This window comes from Delftia lacustris, from assembly GCF_040267515.1.
Classification (GTDB): Bacteria; Pseudomonadota; Gammaproteobacteria; order Burkholderiales; family Burkholderiaceae_C; genus Comamonas; species Comamonas tsuruhatensis.
The window spans coordinates 4,163,923-4,182,819 of sequence record NZ_CP141274.1 but is presented as its reverse complement, the minus strand read 5'-3'; the positions used below and the strand labels follow the sequence as shown (position 1 = coordinate 4,182,819).

Annotated in this window: 19 protein-coding genes; 14 read left to right on the top strand and 5 right to left on the bottom strand. The window is 68.5% G+C overall.

What is annotated here, in order from left to right; translation table 11 throughout:
* Positions 1–49: 49 nt before the first annotated feature.
* The 9 genes from U6958_RS20460 (at position 50) to U6958_RS20420 (ending at position 8,649) form a co-directional block, all read left to right on the top strand.
* On the top strand, positions 50–1,003 hold the full coding sequence (locus U6958_RS20460; protein WP_074923942.1) for a hydroxymethylglutaryl-CoA lyase: 954 nt from the start codon (positions 50–52) through the stop codon (positions 1,001–1,003).
* A 29-nt stretch (positions 1,004–1,032) separates the two neighbouring features.
* The gene (locus U6958_RS20455) at positions 1,033–2,178 is read left to right on the top strand and encodes a CaiB/BaiF CoA-transferase family protein (RefSeq protein WP_341866213.1); all 1,146 of its coding nucleotides are present in this window, start codon (positions 1,033–1,035) and stop codon (positions 2,176–2,178) included.
* Positions 2,179–2,255: 77 nt separating this feature from the next.
* The gene (locus U6958_RS20450; RefSeq protein ID WP_074923947.1) at positions 2,256–3,239 is read left to right on the top strand and encodes a tripartite tricarboxylate transporter substrate binding protein; all 984 of its coding nucleotides are present in this window, start codon (positions 2,256–2,258) and stop codon (positions 3,237–3,239) included.
* 4 nt (positions 3,240–3,243) lie between these two features.
* Complete coding sequence (locus tag U6958_RS20445) at positions 3,244–3,768, top strand: gamma carbonic anhydrase family protein (RefSeq protein WP_013802883.1); 525 nt, start codon at positions 3,244–3,246, stop codon at positions 3,766–3,768.
* Positions 3,761–4,819, top strand: a complete 1,059-nt coding sequence (locus tag U6958_RS20440; RefSeq protein ID WP_244160578.1) for an Ldh family oxidoreductase — start codon at positions 3,761–3,763, stop codon at positions 4,817–4,819. The genes U6958_RS20445 and U6958_RS20440 overlap by 8 nt, the downstream gene beginning before the upstream one ends.
* A 173-nt stretch (positions 4,820–4,992) precedes the next feature.
* Positions 4,993–5,292 (top strand): hypothetical protein, encoded by a 300-nt coding sequence (locus tag U6958_RS20435; protein WP_016448111.1) that lies wholly within the window; start codon positions 4,993–4,995, stop codon positions 5,290–5,292.
* An 82-nt stretch (positions 5,293–5,374) separates the two neighbouring features.
* Entirely contained in the window at positions 5,375–6,313 is a 939-nt protein-coding gene (locus tag U6958_RS20430; RefSeq protein ID WP_074923950.1) for an intradiol ring-cleavage dioxygenase, read from the top strand.
* 12 nt (positions 6,314–6,325) lie between these two features.
* Positions 6,326–7,957 (top strand): ATP-binding protein, encoded by a 1,632-nt coding sequence (locus U6958_RS20425; RefSeq protein ID WP_074923952.1) that lies wholly within the window; start codon positions 6,326–6,328, stop codon positions 7,955–7,957.
* A complete protein-coding gene (locus U6958_RS20420) occupies positions 7,954–8,649 on the top strand; it encodes a response regulator (RefSeq protein ID WP_012204984.1) in 696 nt (231 codons plus the stop codon). The genes U6958_RS20425 and U6958_RS20420 overlap by 4 nt, the downstream gene beginning before the upstream one ends.
* A gap of 27 nt (positions 8,650–8,676) precedes the next feature.
* Here U6958_RS20420 and U6958_RS20415 read toward each other — a convergent pair whose 3' ends face one another.
* Complete coding sequence (locus U6958_RS20415) at positions 8,677–9,987, bottom strand: NtaA/DmoA family FMN-dependent monooxygenase (RefSeq protein ID WP_074923955.1); 1,311 nt, start codon at positions 9,985–9,987, stop codon at positions 8,677–8,679.
* A 19-nt stretch (positions 9,988–10,006) separates the two neighbouring features.
* Entirely contained in the window at positions 10,007–11,956 is a 1,950-nt protein-coding gene (locus tag U6958_RS20410; protein ID WP_244160579.1) for a TonB-dependent receptor, read from the bottom strand.
* A gap of 358 nt (positions 11,957–12,314) precedes the next feature.
* Here U6958_RS20410 and U6958_RS20405 point away from each other — a divergent pair, with 358 nt between their 5' ends.
* Entirely contained in the window at positions 12,315–13,106 is a 792-nt protein-coding gene (locus U6958_RS20405) for an IclR family transcriptional regulator (RefSeq protein ID WP_096916011.1), read from the top strand.
* A 30-nt stretch (positions 13,107–13,136) separates the two neighbouring features.
* Here the strand turns inward: U6958_RS20405 and U6958_RS20400 are convergent, their stop codons facing one another.
* Positions 13,137–13,952 (bottom strand): ABC transporter ATP-binding protein, encoded by an 816-nt coding sequence (locus U6958_RS20400; RefSeq protein WP_074923959.1) that lies wholly within the window; start codon positions 13,950–13,952, stop codon positions 13,137–13,139.
* 119 nt (positions 13,953–14,071) lie between these two features.
* On the opposite strand from U6958_RS20400, the gene fepB reads away from it, so the two are divergent.
* Genes fepB through U6958_RS20385 form a run of 3 tightly spaced genes read left to right on the top strand, consistent with a single transcriptional unit; the run spans position 14,072 to position 17,151 of the window.
* Entirely contained in the window at positions 14,072–15,046 is a 975-nt protein-coding gene (gene fepB, locus U6958_RS20395) for a Fe2+-enterobactin ABC transporter substrate-binding protein (protein WP_074923962.1), read from the top strand.
* Positions 15,047–15,049: 3 nt separating this feature from the next.
* Positions 15,050–16,114 carry an iron ABC transporter permease gene (locus U6958_RS20390; RefSeq protein ID WP_012204990.1) on the top strand — a complete coding sequence of 355 codons (1,065 nt, stop codon included), beginning with the start codon at positions 15,050–15,052 and terminating at the stop codon, positions 16,112–16,114.
* The gene (locus tag U6958_RS20385; RefSeq protein WP_074923964.1) at positions 16,111–17,151 is read left to right on the top strand and encodes an iron chelate uptake ABC transporter family permease subunit; all 1,041 of its coding nucleotides are present in this window, start codon (positions 16,111–16,113) and stop codon (positions 17,149–17,151) included. Before U6958_RS20390 ends, U6958_RS20385 begins: the two co-directional genes overlap by 4 nt.
* A 46-nt stretch (positions 17,152–17,197) precedes the next feature.
* Here the strand turns inward: U6958_RS20385 and U6958_RS20380 are convergent, their stop codons facing one another.
* A complete protein-coding gene (locus tag U6958_RS20380; RefSeq protein WP_046240848.1) occupies positions 17,198–17,569 on the bottom strand; it encodes a hypothetical protein in 372 nt (123 codons plus the stop codon).
* A gap of 204 nt (positions 17,570–17,773) precedes the next feature.
* On the opposite strand from U6958_RS20380, the gene U6958_RS20375 reads away from it, so the two are divergent.
* Entirely contained in the window at positions 17,774–17,947 is a 174-nt protein-coding gene (locus U6958_RS20375; protein WP_143044702.1) for an XRE family transcriptional regulator, read from the top strand.
* A 14-nt stretch (positions 17,948–17,961) separates the two neighbouring features.
* Here the strand turns inward: U6958_RS20375 and U6958_RS20370 are convergent.
* Positions 17,962–18,770 (bottom strand): IS5 family transposase gene (locus tag U6958_RS20370; RefSeq protein ID WP_156815040.1). Its coding sequence is split into 2 segments (ribosomal slippage): positions 17,962–18,440 and positions 18,440–18,770, totalling 810 coding nucleotides; the frame shifts between segments, so codons are not numbered across the junction.
* Positions 18,771–18,897: the final 127 nt, after the last annotated feature.

Below are 18,897 nucleotides of genomic sequence, written 5' to 3'. Positions count from 1 at the left end.
GAATGTCTAAAGTGCCATTCAAGACAAACCACCCCACGCGAACCTTCCCATGCCAGAACCCATCCGTGCCCCGCAGTCCGCCGTCATCCGCGAGGTCGGCCTGCGCGATGGCCTGCAAAGCATCCAGACCGTGCTGTCCACCGAGCGCAAGAAGGAATGGATACGCGATGCCTACGCTGCCGGCCAGCGCGAGATCGAAGTCGGCTCCTTCGTCCCCGCGCGCCTGCTGCCGCAACTGGCCGACACGGCCGAGCTGGTGGCCTATGCCCGAACGCTGCCGGGCCTGTTCGTCTCCGTGCTGGTGCCCAACATGCGTGGTGCCGAAAGCGCCATCGCCAGCGGGGCCGACCTGATGCTGGTGCCGCTGTCGGCCAGCCATGCCCACAGCCTGGCCAACCTGCGCAAGACGCCCGATGAGGTCGTGGCCGAGGTGGCCCGCATGCGTGCCGCACGCGATGCGGCGGGTTCGACGATGCTGATCGAGGGCGGCATTGGCACGGCCTTCGGCTGCACGCTGCAGGGCCGGGTGGAACCGGCCGAGGTGCTGCGCTGCATGCAGGCCCTGCTGGACGCGGGGGCCGACCGCGTCAGCCTGGCCGACACCGTGGGCCATGGCGGGCCGGGCCAGGTGCAATCGCTGTTCGAGCAGGCGCGGCGCATTGCGGGCGAACGCTTTTGGTGCGGCCACTTCCACGACACGCGCGGCCTGGCGCTGGCCAATGTGCATGCCGCACTGCAAACCGGCGTCACGCGCTTCGACGCCACGCTGGCCGGCATCGGCGGCTGCCCCCATGCGCCCGGCGCCAGCGGCAATGCCTCCACCGAAGACCTGGCCTTCATGCTGGACACCATGGACATCGACACGGGCCTGGACATCGAGGCCCTGCTGCGCCTGCGCGCCAAGGTGGCCGCCTGGCTGGACGGCGAAAGCCTGCATGGCGCGCTGTGGCGCGCGGGCCTGCCGCGCAGCGTCAAAGCCGACGCAGCCCCTGCCGCTGCATGAACCCCTTACCTTCCCACGAGCACACCTGTATGGCCACCGAACCCCTGCTGCCGCTGTCCGGCATCCGCGTCATCGAATTCACCCACATGGTCATGGGCCCCACCTGCGGCATGATCCTGGCCGACCTGGGCGCCGAAGTCATCAAGGTCGAGCCACCGGGCGGCGACAAAACGCGCACGCTGCCTGGCCTGGGCATCGGCTTTTTCCGCAGCTTCAACCGCAACAAGAAAAGCGTGGTGCTGGACATCACCACCGAAGCGGGCCGCGCCACCGCTGCCGAGCTGGCCGCTGGCAGCGATGTGGTGCTGGAGAACTTCCGCCCCGGCCTCATGCAGTCCCTGGGCCTGGACTACGCCACGCTGTCGCAGCGCGCGCCCGGTCTCATCTACGTCAGCCACAAGGGCTTTCTGCCCGGCCCCTACGAGAAGCGCCTGGCGCTGGACGAGGTGGTGCAGATGATGGGCGGCCTGTCGTACATGACCGGCCCCGTGGGCCGGCCGCTGCGCGCGGGCACCAGCGTCAACGACATCATGGGCGGCATGTTCGGCGCCATCGGCGTGCTCGCCGCCCTGCGCGAGCGTGAGCGCACCGGGCGCGGCCAGGAGGTGCAAAGCGCGCTGTTCGAGAACTGCGTCTTCCTGTCCTCCCAGCACATGCAGCAGTACCTGATGACGGGCGAGGCACCGCCGCCCATGCCCTCGCGCGTGTCGGCCTGGAGCGTCTACGACGTGTTCACCCTGGCCGGTGGCGAGCAGCTGTTCATCGGCGCCGTCAGCGACAAGCAGTTCGCCACCCTGTGCCGCGTGCTGGACCGCGCCGACCTGCTGCAGCGCCCCGAATACGCCGACAACGCCGCCCGTGTGGCCGTGCGCCCCCAACTGCTGGCCGAGCTGGGCGCCATCCTGGCCAGCCATGAATCGGCCCTGCTTGCGCCGCAGCTGGAGGCCGCAGGCATTCCCTACGCGCCCATCACGCGTCCCGAGCAACTGGTGGACGACCCGCACCTGCGCCAAAGCGGCGGCCTGGCTTCCATGCAGACCGAAGACGGCGGCCAGACCGACGTGGTGCTGCTGCCCCTGCTCATGAACGGCCACCGTCCCGGCGTGCGCATGCCGCTGGCCGGGATTGGCGAGCACACCGAAGAAATCCTCGGAGCCCTTGCATCACGGACCTGACAGCCAACCCCGGGCGCCGAAGGCCGCAGAAAAACCACCCCGGCGCGCATGAGACAACACAAAAAGGAGACAACCCCATGCACTCGTCCCATCCCTTACGCCGCCGCACCCTGCTGGCCCTGGCCGGCGCATCGCTGGGGGCCGCTGCCCTGGGCGTGCGCGCCCAAAATGGCACGCCGCTGCGCGTCATCCTGCCCGTGGGGGCAGGCTCGGGCGCCGACACCATCGTGCGCTCGGCCCAGACTGCGCTGGTGCGCTCGCTGGGCGGCCAGCCCGTGGTCATGGAGAACCTGCCGGGCGCGGGCGGCATCACGGGAACGCAGGCCCTGGTCAAGGCGCCGGCCGATGGCAACACCATCGCCTTCATCTCCAACAACCACGCCGTCAACCCCAGCGTGTTCAAGAAGCTGCCCTACGACAGCCTGGCCGACATCACGCCGCTGTCAATCGTCGGCGGCTCGCCCTTTGTGCTGGTCGTCCACCCCAAGGTGGCGGCGCGCAATGCGCGCGAACTGCAGGCGCTCATGAAGGCGCGGCCCGGCGACCTCAACTACGCCTCGTCCGGCAACGGCACCATCTTCCACCTCGCGGCCGAAGTCTTTCTGGACGCGGCCGGCACCACGGCACGCCACATTCCCTACAAGGGCGTGGGCCAGATGGTGGTGGACCTGCTCAGCGGGCAGGTGGACTTCGGCGTGATCGCCGTGGGCACGGCGCAGGCGCACCTCAAATCCGGCGCGCTGCGTGCCATCGGCATCATGGGCCGCGAGCGCGTGGCGTCGCTGCCCGATGTGCCCACCGTGGCAGAGCAGGGCTTTCCCGGCGTGGACATCGCCGGCTGGGTGGCCGCCATAGGCCCCAAGGGCATGCCGCCCGCCCAGGTGCGCCGCCTGCACGACAGCATCGCCTCTGCCTTTGCCGACCCCGAGGTCAAGGCCGGCTTTGCACGGCGCGACGAATACACCGTGCTCAACAGCCCCGAGGCGGCAGCCCAGTTCCTGCGCTCCGAGCAGGAACGCTTTGCGCGCCTGGTCAAGAAAGCCAATGTCACGCTGGAGTAAGCGCATGGCCCTCTATCGTTATCGGAACAAGGCACCGCGGCTGCCCGCATCCGCCTATGTGGCGGCCGAGGCCACGCTCATCGGCGACGTCACACTGGGCGAGGGCGCCAGCCTCTGGCCCGGCGCCGTGGCGCGCGGCGACAACGAACCCGTGCGCATAGGCGAGGGCAGCAACGTGCAGGAAGGCGCCGTGCTGCATGCCGATCCCGGCTTCGCGCTCACCCTGGCTGCCCATGTCACCGTGGGCCACCAGGCCATGCTGCATGGCTGCAGCGTGGGGGAGGGCTCGCTCATCGGCATACAGGCCGTGGTGCTCAACGGTGCCGTCATCGGCGCGCACAGCCTGGTGGGTGCCGGCGCCATCGTCACCGAAGGCAAGCAGTTCCCTCCGCGCTCGCTGATTCTTGGCGCCCCCGCCAAGCTGGTGCGTACGCTCAGTGACGAAGAAGTCGCGGGCCTGCTGCAAAGCGCCGCCAGCTACGTGGAGCGTGCAATGTCCTTTCGCCAGGAGCTGCAGCGCATTGACTGATTCCCTGAACCCGCTGACCGACGCCGTGCGCATGCCCGCCGCAGCGCTGCAAGCCTGGGCTGCTGGCGTGCTCCAGGCCTTTGATGTGAGCGCATGCCACGCGCAGGCCACCGCCCAGGCACTGGTGCGCACCAGCCTGCGCGGCGTGGACACGCATGGCGTGGCAAGGCTGCCGCCCTATGTGCAGCGCATCCGCGAAGGCACCATCCATACCCGGGCCAAGCCCAGCCTGCAGGAGCGCAACGGCCTGCTGCGCTGCCATGGCGACCATGCCCTGGGCCAGCCCGTGCTGGAGCTGGCGCTGCAAGCCTGCCTGGACAGGGCCGCAAGCCAGGCCGTGGTGGCCTGCCACATCGAGGCCTGCGGTCACCTCGGCGCCCTGGGCGTGCTGCTGCTGCCCGCCGTGGAACAGGGCTGCATGGCCCTGCTGTGCCAGCGCACGCCGTCCATCATGGCCATGCCCGGTGCCACGCGGCCTGCGCTGGGCAACAACCCCATCGCCTTCGCCGCGCCCGTGGCCGGACGGCCGCCACTGGTCTTCGACATGGCCCTGAGTGCGGTCGCACGCGGCGCCGTCATGGCTGCCGCCCGCGACGGCCATGCGCAAATCCCGCCGCACTGGGCGCTGGACGCACACGGCCATCCCACCACCGATCCCCACGCCGCACTGCAGGGCGCCATGCAGCCCATGGCCGGCCACAAGGGCCTGGGCCTTGCCATGGTGGTCGAATGCCTGGCGGGCGCGCTGGGCGGCGGCCTGTTCCAGCCCGCTGTACCCGGATCGGCGGAAGGTTCCACCGCCAACGCCTGCGCCTTTCTGCTGGTCATCAACCCAGCCCTGGCCGCACCGTCACCCCAGGGATTTGACAACTACATGGCCAACTGGATCACCGGCCTGCTAGCGGCCCAGGGCACCCAAGGCCGCTATCCCGGACTGCGCCAGCATGAATGCGAGCTCCAGCGCCGCGCCGAAGGCATCCCTCTGTCGTCTGCGCTGATCAATGAGTTGCAGGCGCTGGCGCGGCTCAGCGGGGTGGCGCTGGCGTTGTGAGCGGCTGATTTTTTGGAGAGCGCGTTTTTCAACTGGGCCAGGCTGAGCTGCTGGCCTTCCAGGCCGTAGGTGCGATCTTTGCCGCCTGCCGCATGCATTTCGATCACGGTCACTTCTCCCAATTTCCCCCCAGATTGGTCGCAAGAATTCCTTGGCAACTCCAGGAAAAGACCATGATTGATTTCTCGCAAACCAACGCTTCACGCATTCGCCCGGCCCTGGTGCTGGCTGTGGCGGCCTTCGCGGCGGCCTGCAGCCATGCGCAGGGCCACGGGGGGCATGGCAATCCGCCGTCGCCGCCGCCCGAGGCCTATACGGCCTGCCAGGGCAAGGCCGAGGGCGACAGCGTGACGCTGACCATGCCCGATGGCAAGACGCTGGCCGGCACCTGCCGCAGCCTGAACGGGCAGCTGGTGGCCATGCCGGCCGGCGGGCCCGGCGCAGGTGGGCCGCCGCCCCATCCGCAGCAGTGATCGCGTGGCCCGGCGGGCCACGCCGCCGGGCTGTCTGCAACCCCACGGGCCTGCGTACAGGCCCTCATGAAAAGCCATCCCCATGAACCACTCTCACGATGCCGATGATCTTGCCCACGACCTGGGCCTTCAGCACGATCTGCAAGTCATGGCGCGCCGCCTGCTCGACCGGCGCCGCATGCTGGGCCTGATGGCCTCTGGCGGCGCTGCAGCGCTTCTGTCCGCCTGTGGCGGCGGTGGTGATTCCAGTGATTCGACAGGAACCGGCACGGGCACCGGAACCGGGACAGGAACGGGCACCGACACGGGTACGGGCACAGGCACAGGAACGGGCACAGGTACGGGAACCACGACCGGCACCTGCATGGTCGATCCCACGGAAACCGAAGGCCCTTACCCCGCCGACGGCTCCAACGGCTCGCGCGGCAGCCTGGTCAATGTGCTGTCGCAAAGCGGCGTGGTGCGCAGCGACCTGCGCAGCAGCTTTGGCGGCATGAGCGGCACGGCTGCGGGCCTGCCGCTGACGCTCAGGATCACCCTGGTCAACGTCAGCACCAACTGCAGCCCGCTGGAAGGCTATGCCATCTACCTGTGGCATTGCACCCGCGAGGGCGAGTATTCGCTGTACTCCACCGACCTGCTCAACCAGAACTTCCTGCGCGGCGTGCAGGCGACGGACAGCAATGGCGAATGCACCTTTGTGACCATCTTCCCGGGCTGCTATGACGGGCGTTGGCCGCACATGCACTTCGAGGTGTTCCGCAGCCTCAACACGGCCGGCAGCTACACCAACAAGCTGCTGACCTCGCAGATGGCCATGCCCAAGGACATCGCCAGCGCCGTCTATGCCGGTGTCAGCGGCTACAGCGCCAGCGTCTCCAACCTGTCGCGGGTCAGCGTGACATCGGACAATGTCTTCGGCGACAACACCAGCGAGCAGATCGCCTGGCAGACGCCCACCTTCACCGGAGACACCACCAATGGCCACACCGCCACGATATCCATCGGCATTGCCGTCTGACGCAGCAACTGAATGAGCCTCCGCCTCCCACGCCTGAAGCTGCAGCACAAGGCCTTCTTCGCCCTGGCCGTGCTGCTGGTGGCCCTGCTGCTGGTGTTTCTCGGCTTCTCGCGCCTGGGGCTGCAGAGGGGCTTGGGGCCCTACATGGCCGAGGTGGAGCTGACCGGCATGGACGGGCTGGCCGAGCGGCTGGTCCAGCACCATGAGCAAAATGGCGGCTGGGATGTGGCGCGCGCCAACCCCGGTTTCTGGCGCGACATGGTGCGCCCGGGCGCAGGCATGGGCCGGGGCTTTCCTGCGGGCGAGCCCGGGCCACGGCCCCCCATGCCCATGTCCATGCCCATGCCGGAGCCGAGGCCTGATTTTGAGGGAAGCCACGGCCCGGGGCCGGGCCCGGAGTTTCCGCCGCCACCTGGGCCGGAAGGCGGAGAGCCTGCCGATCGATCAGATCGCTCCGACCGTACAGACCGCCCCGGCCCGCCTCCGGACCGCCCCTTCGGCGGCCCGTGGGCGCGCGTGGGCCTGCTGGATGCCCAGGGCCAACTCATCTCCGGCATGGCGCCGCAGCCCGGTGCGGCGCACCGCGTTCTGCGCGCCGCCAACGGGCAGGCCATTGGCGAGATCGTGCTGTCCCCCGTGCAGACAGGGCAGGGCATGCAGCGCGACCTGGACCGCGCCTTCCTCGCGCAGCAGATGGGTTTTGTGGCCTGGACCGGGCTGGCCGGCCTGCTGCTGGCGCTGCTGCTGTCGGCCTGGCTCACGCGGCGCTGGCTGGAGCCGCTGACCGCCTTCGTCGACGGCCTGCGCGGCATTGCGGCCGGGCGGCTGGACACGCGCGTGGCCATCAGGGGCGATGCGGAACTGGCCCGCCTTGCGGAAACCTTCAACGACATGGCCGTGCAGCTGGCCACCATGGAGGCCTCGCGCCAGCGCTGGCTGGCCGACGTGGCGCATGAGCTGCGCACACCGCTGTCCACCATGCGCGCAGAGGTCGAGGCCGTGCAGGACGGCGTGCTGCCCATGGACGACCGCATGGCGCTGCGCCTGCACCGGCAGATCATGCGGCTGATACGGCTGGTCAGCGACCTGCGCGTGAGCCTGGACGACCCGCAGGCCCTGCACGGCTCGGGCCATGTGCCCGTGCATGTGCTGACCCTGCTGGGCGAGGCGCTGGACGGCGCGCGGCCCGGCTTCGAGCAGGTCGGCATCGGCCTGGACCGCTCCACCGTGGACCAGCTGGTCGCGCGCGTTCCGCCGCCGCTGGTGCAGGGCGACCCGCACCGGCTGCACCAGGTGTTTGCCAACCTGCTGGAAAACAGCCTGCGCTACACGGCTGCGGGCGGGCGGCTGCAGGTGTCCGCCGAAATCGTCCAGATGCAGGACCGCAGCATGCTGCAGCTGCGCTGGGACGACACGGCTCCCGGCGTGGCCAGCCAGCACCTGCCGCGCCTGTTCGACCGCCTCTATCGCGTGGACGCCTCCCGCGTGCGCGATGGCGACGGCCTGGGCGGCTCCGGCCTGGGGCTGGCCATCTGCCGCACCATCGTCCAGGCCCATGGCGGCAGCATCGAGGCCGCTGCCTCGCCGCTGGGCGGCCTGCGCATCACGCTGTGGCTGCCCTTGCTGGAAAATCCCGCGCCATGAAGCCTGCCCGCATCCTCCTGGTCGAAGACGAAACCGACATGGCCGCCATCGTCATCGACTACCTGCGCCATGCAGGCTACGAAGTCGAGCACATCCGCCACGGGCGCGAGGCGCTGGACCGCATGCTGCGCTCCCCGCCCGACCTCACCGTGCTGGACATCATGCTGCCGGGGCTGGACGGCCTGGACATCCTGCGCCAGTTCCGCCCCCACAGCGCCAGCCCCGTCATCCTGCTCACCGCGCGTGTCGAGGAAATGGACCGCCTGCTGGGCCTGGAGCTGGGCGCGGACGACTACATCTGCAAACCCTTCGCACCGCGCGAAGTCGTGGCCCGCGTCAAGGCCGTGCTGCGCCGCAGTGCCGGCCCCGGCCCCGCGCAGCAACGCCTGACGCTGCTGCCCGAGCAGGGCCGCGCCATGCTCAACGGCAGCGTGCTGCCGCTGACCAAGCGCGAGCTGACCTTGCTGCAGGCCCTGATGCGCCAGCCCGGCCGCCTGTACTCCCGCGCGCAGCTGCTGGAGCTGGCCTGCGCCGACACGCTGGACGTGAACGAACGCGCCATCGACAGCCACATCAAGAACCTGCGCAAAAAGCTCAAGGCGGCGGACGACCGCCATGAGTGGATTCGCTCCGTGTACGGCGTGGGCTTTGCGTTCGAGCCCGATGGCGGGTCCGACACGCGGGCGCAGTGAAGGCCAGGCGAGGGCAGGGCGCAGCCCCTACCTCGACTCGTCGAGGTGCTCCATGAACGTGGTGCCCGTGTAGCGGGAGCGGAACAGACCGGCCTCCACCAGGCGCGGCACCAGCTGCTCCAGCACGCAATGCAGGGACTCGACGGAGCCGCCAGGCGCGGCCAGAAAGCCGTCGATGGCGCCAGCGGCGCTCCACTCGGTGATCTGCGCCACGGCATCGTCCACCGTGCCGACCACCTGCCAGTGCGCGGCGGAGAGGATTTCCGGCCGCTGCAGCAGCTCGTCGATGCGCAATGACTCGCGCTCCATCAGGCGCCTGAGCAGGCCCGCATGCGTGCGGCTGGACGGGGTTGCCACGGGCGGCGGAAGGTCGGCTGCGGTGATCGGCCGGTCTGCGGGCCAGTCCGTCAGGTCCAGGCCGACCATGGCCTTGATCGATGCCAGCTTGCGGCCCCTGTCCACCCGGCCGTGCGTCTGCTGGAACATCTCCTGGGCCTGCTCGCGGGTGTCGGCCAGGTACAGGCTCAGGCCGGGCAGCAGGCGCACATCCTGTGCCCGGCGGCCATGGCGCTGGGCGCGCTGAGACAGGTCCCGGCGCAGCTCCAGCGCCGCGTCCAGGTCCGGCGTGGGCGCGAAGACAATGTCTGCCACCGATGCGGCAAAGTCGCGCCCGGTGCTGGACGCGCCCGCCTGCACCAGCGGAATGCGCGGGCCGCCGAAAGCCGGCAGGTTCAGGGGGCCGCGCACCTTCAGGTGCGGTCCCTCATGGTCTATGGGGTGGACCAGCGAGGCATCGGCGTAGCGGCCGCTGTCCCGGTCGATCTTCAAGGCCTCGTTGGGGAAGCTGGCCCACAGCCGGCGCACCACGTCGGTGAACTCTGCGGCCCGCGCATAGCGTTCATCGGCATCGGGCATGGCGTGCAGCCCGAAGTTCTCGTGGCCCTGCAGGGCCGTGACGATGTTCCACCCGGCGCGGCCGTTGCTGATCCAGTGCAGCGACTGCAGCTGGCGCGCCACCGCATAGGGCGGGAAAAACGTGGTCGATACCGTGGACACCAGGCCGATGCGCGAGGTCTCGCGCGCCAGCGCGGCCATCAGCACCGTGGGGTCCAGGCTGGCGAAGCCCGCGCCCGTCTCCAGCGCCTCCATGGGCAGAAAGCTCACGTCCGGGCGGAAGACGAAGTCCAGGTGCGCGGCCTCGGCGCGCCGGGCCAGGTCCAGGGCGAAGTCGCTGGAGTACAGCCCTTCGATATTGCTGCCGGGCCGCCGCCAGGCGTCGCCGCTCAGCCAGGTGGGGGCCAGCGAAAGGCCGATGTGCAGGGGTTTGCGGGTTGTCATGTCTGGTGCCATTCCCATCTCAGAACGTTCCGCGCACGCCCACGCCGATCATGCGCGGTGCGGTCATGCTGGCCTCGATGCCGCCGATGCCGCGGTTTTGCTGCAGATACGTCGGTGCGCGCCTGTCGAAGACGTTCTTGATATAGCCGTACAGCTGCACGCGCGCGCTGTAGGCATAGGTCATGCGCAGGTCGGCGATGGTGTTGGAGCCGACCGCATAGGCGCGCGTGTTGGCGGTATCGGAGTAGTAGCCGTCCAGGTGGCGCACCTGGCCGGAGACATTGAACCGGGGGCTGGCGTCCCAGCTCACGCCCAGGCTCAGGTTGTAGCCGGGCGAGCGGGCGAAGCGGTTGTGCTCGTAGCCGGGGTTGCTGCCCATTTCCTCGATGCGGGTGCGCAGCACGCCCACGCCGGCCTTGATCCGCAGGTTGTCCAGCGCGCGGTAGTCGGCGCCCAGCTCGAAGCCGTAGGCATGGGCCTTCTCCGCGTTGATGGTGTAGGACTGGGCCACGCCCGGGGAGATGACCACGGGGATGTTGTACTGCGCATCCCGCATGTCCATGTAGAACAGGTTGGTGTTGAGCATCAGCCGGTCATCGAGCAGGCTGGCGCGGCTGAACAGCTCGTAGTTCCAGATCGACTCCTTCTTGAAATACGCCCACTGCCGGCTGGTGAGGTTCAGCGACACACCGCCCGGGTTGTAGCCCCGGCTGACCAGCGCGCCCACGGTCCAGCGCGGTGTGGCGGCATAGGCCAGGGACAGCTTGGGCAGCAGGGCCGAGAAGGTTTTCGTGTAGTCGAGGGCGGTGGGTGCCAGCACGGAGGTGCCATTGCGCACCACCTCGTCGTGCTGGTAGCGCAGGCCGCTGGTCAGGGTCCAGCGGTCGGCCAGGCGCCAGTTCAGCTCGCCGAAGACGCCCAGGTTCTTCTTCGTGTCGTCGAAGGCGGACAGGCCGCGCAGCAGCAGGCTTTCGTCCGTGCCGGTGCGCGCGTAGTAGACGCCGCCGAAGCCGCTCAGGCGGTCCTTGTCGCTGCCCACCAGGGCGCGGAACTCATTGGAGACATTGTTCTGGCGGATATCGGCATCGCCCTCGCCGGGAATGCCCGTGTAGCGCTGCACGGACGAGCGCGAATACTGGGACTGGTTGACCAGCCGCACGCCGTTGCCCAGCTCGTAGCTGAGGTCGAGGATGCCGGTGTCGGTCTTCTGCTTCCAGCTGGGCATGGTCGTGGTCCAGTGCTCCAGCGCGTTGAACGGAGCGGACGCCGCCTCCTGGCTGGGGCGGTTGCTGTCGTTGTGGGAATAGGTGAACTTGGCCTCCAGGCCCGGAACGCTGCTGGGCAGCCACAGGAACTTCATGCGTGCGTTCAGCGCGCGGAAATCCTGATCGGCCTGGCCCCGCTGGAACTGCGGATTGGTGTAGTCGATGAAGGTATCGCGCCCCGAGTAGTCCACGGCCAGCCGCGCGGCCAGCTCCTCGCCCACGGGGCCGGAGACGGCGATGGACGCACGCCGCGAGTGGTAGTCGCCCGCCTCCAGCTGGTAGGCCCCTTCGCGCTTGAAGCTGGGGTCCTTGGTGTTCACGACGATGGCGCCCGCAATGGCATTGGCGCCCTGCGAGGTGGTCTGCGGGCCGCGGAACACCTCGATGCTCTCCACATCCCAGACCGAGGTCGCGCCGAAGAACATCTCGTTGTAGTTGAGGTAGTGCCCATCCAGGTTGATGGTGGCGCGCGGCACCGTGCCGCCCCAGAAGACGTTCTGGCCGTTGTTGGGGCCCTGCGTGTCCTGCCCTCGGATGATGGGCGCGCCCACCGTGTCGGTGTAGACCACGTTGGGCACGTCGTGCAGCACCTCGTGGACCGAGGCATTGCCGGACTCCTGCCGGGCCAGGTCCTTGCCGGCCTTGACCGACACGGAGGAGGCCGTGTCCTTGAGTTCGCGCCTGACCTTTTCTCCGCTGACCACGACCGCTTCAAGCGCGTTGGATTCCCCCCCGGAACCCGACGCGCCCTGAGCGAAGGCGCCGGCCGGCGCCATCAGGGTAGAGAGTGCGATGGCGCCCGCCCGGGACGGGAGCCTGCGATGGAAACACAGCTTCACAGCATCTTCCTTTGATGAGAATGATTCGTATTTTTCAAAGGTCGCCATCATGCATTGAAATTCCACAGTAGGGAATGCATTCCCACATGCGGAAGGAAGAAACAGCGGAGAAATGGTGTGCGCGCACCCGTGCAGAGCCTTCGGCAGAGCCGGTATCATCGACACCGGCGGCGCCTGCGCCCCCACCTGCGATGCGCCTGGTACAGGCAAGAAAGCCCAGCCCTTGAAAACAACAACACCTCAGACGACAGCCGGCGAGAAGCGCTCCGGCACCATCCAGTCCGTCTCCATCGCCACCCGGTTTCTCATGGTCCTGGCCAATGCCGAAAGCGAGCTGGCGCTGGGCGAGGTGGCCCGGCGAACGGGAACGGGGGGCTCCACGGCCCACCGCTACCTGCAAAGCCTCGTCAAGGAAGGCCTGGCCAAGCAGGACCCGGCCAGCGGCCTGTATGACCTGGGCAGCGCGGCGCTGAGCATCGGCATTGGCGCGCTCAAGCGTGTGGATGCGGTGGAGATTGCGGCGCAGCGCATGAAGGCGCTGACGCACAGCCATGCGCTCAGCGGCGGCGTGGCCATCTGGACCGACCGGGGGCCGACCCTGGTGCGCTGGTACCGCAGCGCCTACTTCTCGATCAACCCGCTGGCGCTGGGCGACATCCTGCCCATAGACAACACTGCCTGCGGCCTGGTGTTCCAGGCCTTCCTGCCCAAGGCCACCATCGACGCCGCAAGGCGCCAGCAGCCCGCCCATTTCCGTGGCAAGCCGCCGGCCAAGGCCGTGCTCGACGAAGTGCGCGAGCGCTGCTGGTCCGAGATGACCAGCCACCTGCTGTCCAACGTCACGGGCCAGGCGGCGCCGGTGTTCGATGCGCAGCATGAAATCGTCTGCGCGGTCACCACCGTCTCGGACCTGGGCCAGCTCAAATCACCGGAAGACCGGGTCGCGCTGTTCCGCGAGGCCAGCCTGATCAACCAGTCCACGGGCGGGCGGGCCTTCAGCGCAGATTCGCCTTGAAAGCCGCGCGGGGAGAAATGCCCGGGCGCCTCAGTTCCCTGCGGCGCGCTCCACGGCATTCACGGCCCTGCGCCCCCTGGGCACCACCAGGGGCGTCCCCGACACAGGGTCTGCAATGATCACGGCCGGCAGGCCGAACACCTCCTGCACCAACTGCTCCGTGAAGATCGCCCCGGGCGCGCCCTGCGCGGCAATGCGCCCGTCGCGCATGGCGATCAGGTGCGAGGCATAGCGGCAGGCCTGGTTGAGGTCGTGCAGTACCGCAACCACCGTGCGGCCGGCGTCGTTGAGATCCGCCAGCAGCTCCATCAGCTCGATCTGGTGGGCGATGTCCAGGAACGTCGTGGGCTCGTCCAGCAGCAGGATCGGCGTCTGCTGCGCCAGCACCATCGCAATCCACACCCGCTGGCGCTGGCCGCCTGACAGCTCGTCCAGCAGGCGGTCGGACAGTGCTGCCACATCGGTGGCCTGCATGGCCTCGGCCACGGCCTGCTCATCCGCGTCCGTCCACTGCCTCAGGAAGGATTGATGGGGGTAGCGCCCCCGCGCCACCAGGTCCGCCACCGTGATGCCCTCGGGCGCCACCGCGCTTTGCGGCAGCAGGCCCAGGCGCCGCGCCACCTCCTTGGCGGGAAATTGCGAGATGTGCCGGCCATCCAGGATGACCTGCCCGGCCACCGGCACCAGCAGCCGCGACAGCGCGCGCAGCAGGGTGGACTTGCCGCAGGCATTCGGCCCCACGATGACGGTGAAGGAGCCATCGGGAATGGCAAGGGACAGGCCCTGCGAAATCGTGCGCTCGCCGTAGCGCAGCGTCACCGCATCAGCACTCAGGCGCTGCGTCATGGCCGGTCATTTCCCACAATCGATAGGTCCTTCGGTGTTTGCAATGTGGAATGAATTCTACAATACGGAATACGCTGAAGACGCCGCCCTGGCGCCCGGCCCCGTCGCTTCGGATCGAGATGAACAGACTCCAACTTGCCGCCCTGGGCGCGGCCGCCGCACTGGCAGTGCTGGCCTGTTTCGCATGGTTTCCACGCGCCGCCGTTCCCGTGGCGGGCGCCGCACCGCATACATCGGATGCGCCGGCTGCAGCACACGCAGACCATGCACCGCTGCCCCGGCGCATCGTCTCCACCTCGCCCAGCGTGACCGGCATCCTGCTGGCCATCGATGCGCCAGTCGTCGCGACCGCCGCGACCACGCCCAGCCGCATGACCGACGACAAGGGCTTTTTCTCGCAATGGGCCGCGGTTGCCGACAAGCGCGGCGTGCAGGTGCTCTACCGCAACCTGCAATTCGACATCGAGGCCGCCATCGGCGCCAGCCCCGACCTGCTGGTGGCCTCCGCCACCGGGGCCGACAGCGTGGCCCAGCACCGCACCGAACTGCAGGCGCAGGGCGTGCCCATGGTCGTGGTCGACTACTCCAGCCAGTCCTGGCAGGACATCGCCACCGAGCTGGGCCGCATCACCGGCCATGCGAAGCAGGCCGCCGCAGCCATTGCCCGCTTCGATGCCCATGTGGCGCAGACCGCCGCCTCCATCACGCCCCCGGTCCGGCCCGTCAGCATCGTCGCCTACAACCTGGCCGGCAGCTACTCCATAGGACGCGCCGCCAGCCCCCATGCGCGGCTGCTGGCCGCACTGGGCTTCAAGGTGGAGGGCCTGCCGCCCGCGCTGGCCGCCCAGGTCACACGCGCCTCGGACTTCGAATTCATCTCCCGCGAGAATCTCTCGGCCGCCATCACCGGCGACTCCGTCTTCCTGCTCGGCGCCTCGCAGGGCGATGTGCAGGCCTTCCTGGACGACCCACTGCTGGCCAACCTGCCCGCCGTTGCCGGCCGGCGCGTCTATCCGCTGGGCCCAACCTCGTTTCGCATCGACTACTACTCGGGGCAGCAGATGGTCGACGCCGTGGCAAGCCATTTCCGCTGAGCCATGCGTGCACGGCTCCTAGGCGCGGTGGCGCGGCCTGCCCAGCGCTCCTGTTCGCGCTCCTCCCTGCACTGCAGGCGTTGGCTGGGCCTTGCAGGCGGGCTGCTGGCGCTGGCCATCATTGCCGTGCTCGGCATCACCGTCGGCTCGCGCGACATTGCGCTGGCCGACATCCTCGGCGCGCTGCGGGCTCCGAACCTGCGTGATGACCAGCACCTGATCGTCAGCCTGCTGCGCATGCCCCGCACCGTGGTGGCCATCCTGGCCGGCATGGCGCTGGGCGTGGCCGGCGCGCTCATGCAGGCCGTCACCCGCAATCCCCTGGCGGAGCCGGGCCTGCTGGGCGTCAACGCGGGTGCGGCGCTGGCCGTGCTCATCGGCATGACGGCCTTCGGCCTGACGTCCGTGCTCCAGTACGTCTGGTGCGCCTTTGCCGGCGCGGGGCTGGCGGGCGCTGCCGTCTTCGCGTTCGGCCAGTCCCGGGGCGCGGGCGCGCACCCGGTGCGCCTGGTCCTGGCCGGGGCAGGCCTGTCGGTCATGCTCACCTCCAGCGCCGGCATCATCCTGCTCAACGCACCCCCGGAAGTCTTCGACGGCTTCCGCCACTGGGCGGCCGGTTCCCTGGAGGGCAGCGGCTATGCCAGCGCCGCCGTGCTGGCGGCTGCCGTGGCGGCGGGGCTGGCGGCGGCCTGGGCCATCGTCGGCCAGCTCAACGCCATGGCGCTGGGGCATGACGTGGGCCTGGCGCTGGGTGTCAATGTGCGCGCCACCGCGCAACTGGCCTGCCTTGCGGTCATGCTGCTGGCCGGGGCGGCCACGGCGGCCGTGGGGCCCATCGCCTTCGTCGGCCTGGTGGCGCCGCATCTTGCACGCCTCTCGTGCGGGCCGGACTACCGCTGGATACTGCCGCTGTCCGCGCTCTACGCGGCGGTGCTGCTGCTGGGTGCCGATGTGCTGGGCCGCGTCGTCGCGGCGCCTGCCGAAGTGGCTGCGGGCATCGTCGCCTGCCTGATCGGCGGGCCGTTCTTTGTCTGGGTGGCGTGCAGATACCGGTTGAGCAGGCTATGAAGACCTCCGTGAACACATCCGTCGTGCGCTGGGGAGCCTGTTCGTTTCTCTGGCGGCCCAGGCCGCTGGCCGTGGGCATGGCGCTGGTCGTGCTGGCCCTGGTGCTGGGTGTGCTGCTGCTGGGCACGGGAACCCTGCCCCTCAGCCCCGCCGAAGTGCTCGACAGCCTGCTGGGCACGGGCTCCAACCCCGCAGCAGAGCGCATCGTGCAGCGGGTGCGGCTGCCGCGTGTCCTCACGGCCGTCTTCGTGGGCGCGTCGCTTGGCATGGCGGGCGCCATCTTCCAGTCCATCTCCCGCAACGCGCTGGGCTCGCCGGACGTGATCGGTTTCACCACCGGCGCGGCCAGCGGGGCGATTGCGCTCATCGTGCTGGGTGACGCCGGGCCGCTGTGGACATCGCTGGCCGCCGTGCTGTCGGGCATGGCCACGGCGGCGGTCGTGCTTGCGCTGTCCGGAGGGCGGCGTGCTGCCGGCGGCTACCGGCTGGTGCTGGTGGGCATAGGCGTGGGGGCCACGCTCTCGGGCCTGAATACCATCTTGCTGGTCATGGGGGACCTGGACCGGGCCGTCGCCGCGCAGCGCTGGCTGGCCGGCTCGCTCAGCGCGCGGACATGGGCGCATGTCGTGCCCGCCGCGCTGGGCTTCATCGCCATCGTGCCCGTCGTGCTGTGGTGCGCCCGCCGCATCAACCTGCTGGAGCTGGGAGACGATGCCGCCACCCAGCTCGGCGTCAACGTGCCGCGCACGCGGCTCACCATGGTGATGGCTGCAGTGGCCCTGACCGCCATCGCCACGGCAGCGGCGGGGCCCATCGCCTTCATCGCGCTGGCCGCGCCCCAGGTGGCCAGGCGCCTGGGGCTGTCGCCCGACGTGCCCCTGTGCACGGCGGCAGCCATGGGCGCCGTTCTGCTGCTGGCGGCCGACATGCTCAGCCAGTGGGCGCCCGTGCGCCTGCATCTGCCCATCGGGCTGGTGACAGGGCTGCTGGGCGGGGTGTATCTGCTGTGGCTGCTGTTTCGCACGCGCAAGGGATAGACGGCCGTGCAGGGTGCAACGGGGCGCAGCCCCATGGCCTCCGGGACTACCTGACGCCCCGCGCTGCCCCAGGCCCCACCACGGTGTACACATGCCCGGCCTCTTCGGCAGCCACCTTGGCCGCCTCGCTGCGGCGCACCTCCGCCTGGTCCTCGTACTCGCAGTTCATCACCCGGGCTTCGCTGCCGGCGTATTCCGCCAGCGATTCAGCGCTGTTGCGAATGGTCACCAGCGCCTGCGCCACCACGTCCAGCCGCTGATGGCCCTCGGGGATCTCCAGCCAGGCCAGCGCCAACTGGGCCAGGGCGGAAACCTCGGCACAGCCTTGCTGCACAAAGCGGTCCATTTCATGCAGCGCGGTTGCGAGCTTCTGGGCGTGGGTGTTTTCGGGGGGAGGGGATGGGGGGATGTGCTTCATGGGTTCGACTCTCCACGAAGCATTCCATTGGCGTCTGACATGGCATCTCCTTCAGAAAGGGATGATGCGTGCCGGTTTTTCTTGACGCAGATACTACGAGTTGCGTAGCTGATTGACAGGGCGTTCAAGAAGATGGGGACTGCCGGATGGACTTGAGGCAGGTGCCTACCAGTTTGTGGTTGGCCACGGGTCAATCGCTATGAGCTGGGGAAACACAGACCGGACCTCCTGACCGTGCGCAAGTTGGCGGAAGTGCTCAAGGTGCCGATGGCGTTTTTCCATTCGGATACGGATGATGAGGTGGCGGAGTTGTTGCTCAGGTATGGGAGGGCGAGTGGGGAGGTGAGGGAGTGCGTGAGGGAGATGTTGGGGGAGTAGTCTCCTAAGAGTGGCTAACACCACCGATCCACGAAGCGTGCACAGATGATCGCCGCTGCCAGTTTTAGCAGCGCTTCGTGGATATCCAGTCGTCTTTCAAAGCGGATTCGCAACTTGCCAAAGCCTGCAAACCATCCATGGGTCCGCTCCACCACCCAGCGATGCTTGCCCAGTCGCTCGCTACTCTCAACGCCTCGCCTGGCAATGCGGCTGGCGATGCCCCGTTGTCTCAAGTGCGCACGGCAACGCTTGTAGTCATAGCCCTTGTCGGCGTGCAACTTCGATGGTCTTTTGCGGGGGCGCCCTCCCAAGCCTGCAATCGCAGGAATCGCGTCCACGCACCTCTCGAACATCTTGGAGTCGTGCCGGTTCGCGCCGCTGACCAAGATCACCAGCGGGATGCCTCTGGCATCTACGACGATGTGCCGCTTGGAGCCGAGCTTGCCTCTGTCCGTGGGGTTGGGGCCCGTTTCCTGGCCCCCCGGGGGCTTGGTACCGAGGAGCCATCAATGCTAGCCCGGCTCCAATCAATCTGGTCATGTTCACGCAAGCGAGTCAACATGGCCTGGTGCAGCTGCTCCCAGACACCAGCAGCGTTCCAGTCGCGCAGGCGGCGCCAGCAAGTCATGCCGCTGCCGTACCCAAGGGATTGGGGAAGGTCTTCCCACGGAATGCCTGTTTGCAACACAAACAGGATGCCGTTGAGGGCGGCTTCATCGCTGACTGCGAGCTTGCGCGCACCGCCTTTGGCGGAAGGTACGAAGGCAGGGATGAGGGGTTGTAGCTGTCGCCACAGTTCTTTGCTTACAGGTCGTCGTGCCATGAGGGCAGCGAGCATAACTGCTCTGCGGGGGCCTGTGACGAAGTGGTGTTAGCCACTCTAATCAGCGCTCTAAAGCGGTCAGTCAGGATGATGTCAAGTCTAATTTGTAGCATTCGTAGCAAGCTAG

Coding starts and splice junctions, on each gene's coding strand:
- U6958_RS20460 (WP_074923942.1), top strand. CDS start 50: ATGCCAGAACCCATCCGTGCCCCGCAGTCCGCCGTCATCCGCGAGGTC.
- U6958_RS20455 (WP_341866213.1), top strand. CDS start 1,033: ATGGCCACCGAACCCCTGCTGCCGCTGTCCGGCATCCGCGTCATCGAA.
- U6958_RS20450 (WP_074923947.1), top strand. CDS start 2,256: ATGCACTCGTCCCATCCCTTACGCCGCCGCACCCTGCTGGCCCTGGCC.
- U6958_RS20445 (WP_013802883.1), top strand. CDS start 3,244: ATGGCCCTCTATCGTTATCGGAACAAGGCACCGCGGCTGCCCGCATCC.
- U6958_RS20435 (WP_016448111.1), top strand. CDS start 4,993: ATGATTGATTTCTCGCAAACCAACGCTTCACGCATTCGCCCGGCCCTG.
- U6958_RS20430 (WP_074923950.1), top strand. CDS start 5,375: ATGAACCACTCTCACGATGCCGATGATCTTGCCCACGACCTGGGCCTT.
- U6958_RS20425 (WP_074923952.1), top strand. CDS start 6,326: ATGAGCCTCCGCCTCCCACGCCTGAAGCTGCAGCACAAGGCCTTCTTC.
- U6958_RS20420 (WP_012204984.1), top strand. CDS start 7,954: ATGAAGCCTGCCCGCATCCTCCTGGTCGAAGACGAAACCGACATGGCC.
- U6958_RS20415 (WP_074923955.1), bottom strand. CDS start 9,987: ATGACAACCCGCAAACCCCTGCACATCGGCCTTTCGCTGGCCCCCACC.
- U6958_RS20400 (WP_074923959.1), bottom strand. CDS start 13,952: ATGACGCAGCGCCTGAGTGCTGATGCGGTGACGCTGCGCTACGGCGAG.
- fepB (WP_074923962.1), top strand. CDS start 14,072: ATGAACAGACTCCAACTTGCCGCCCTGGGCGCGGCCGCCGCACTGGCA.
- U6958_RS20390 (WP_012204990.1), top strand. CDS start 15,050: ATGCGTGCACGGCTCCTAGGCGCGGTGGCGCGGCCTGCCCAGCGCTCC.
- U6958_RS20385 (WP_074923964.1), top strand. CDS start 16,111: ATGAAGACCTCCGTGAACACATCCGTCGTGCGCTGGGGAGCCTGTTCG.
- U6958_RS20380 (WP_046240848.1), bottom strand. CDS start 17,569: ATGAAGCACATCCCCCCATCCCCTCCCCCCGAAAACACCCACGCCCAG.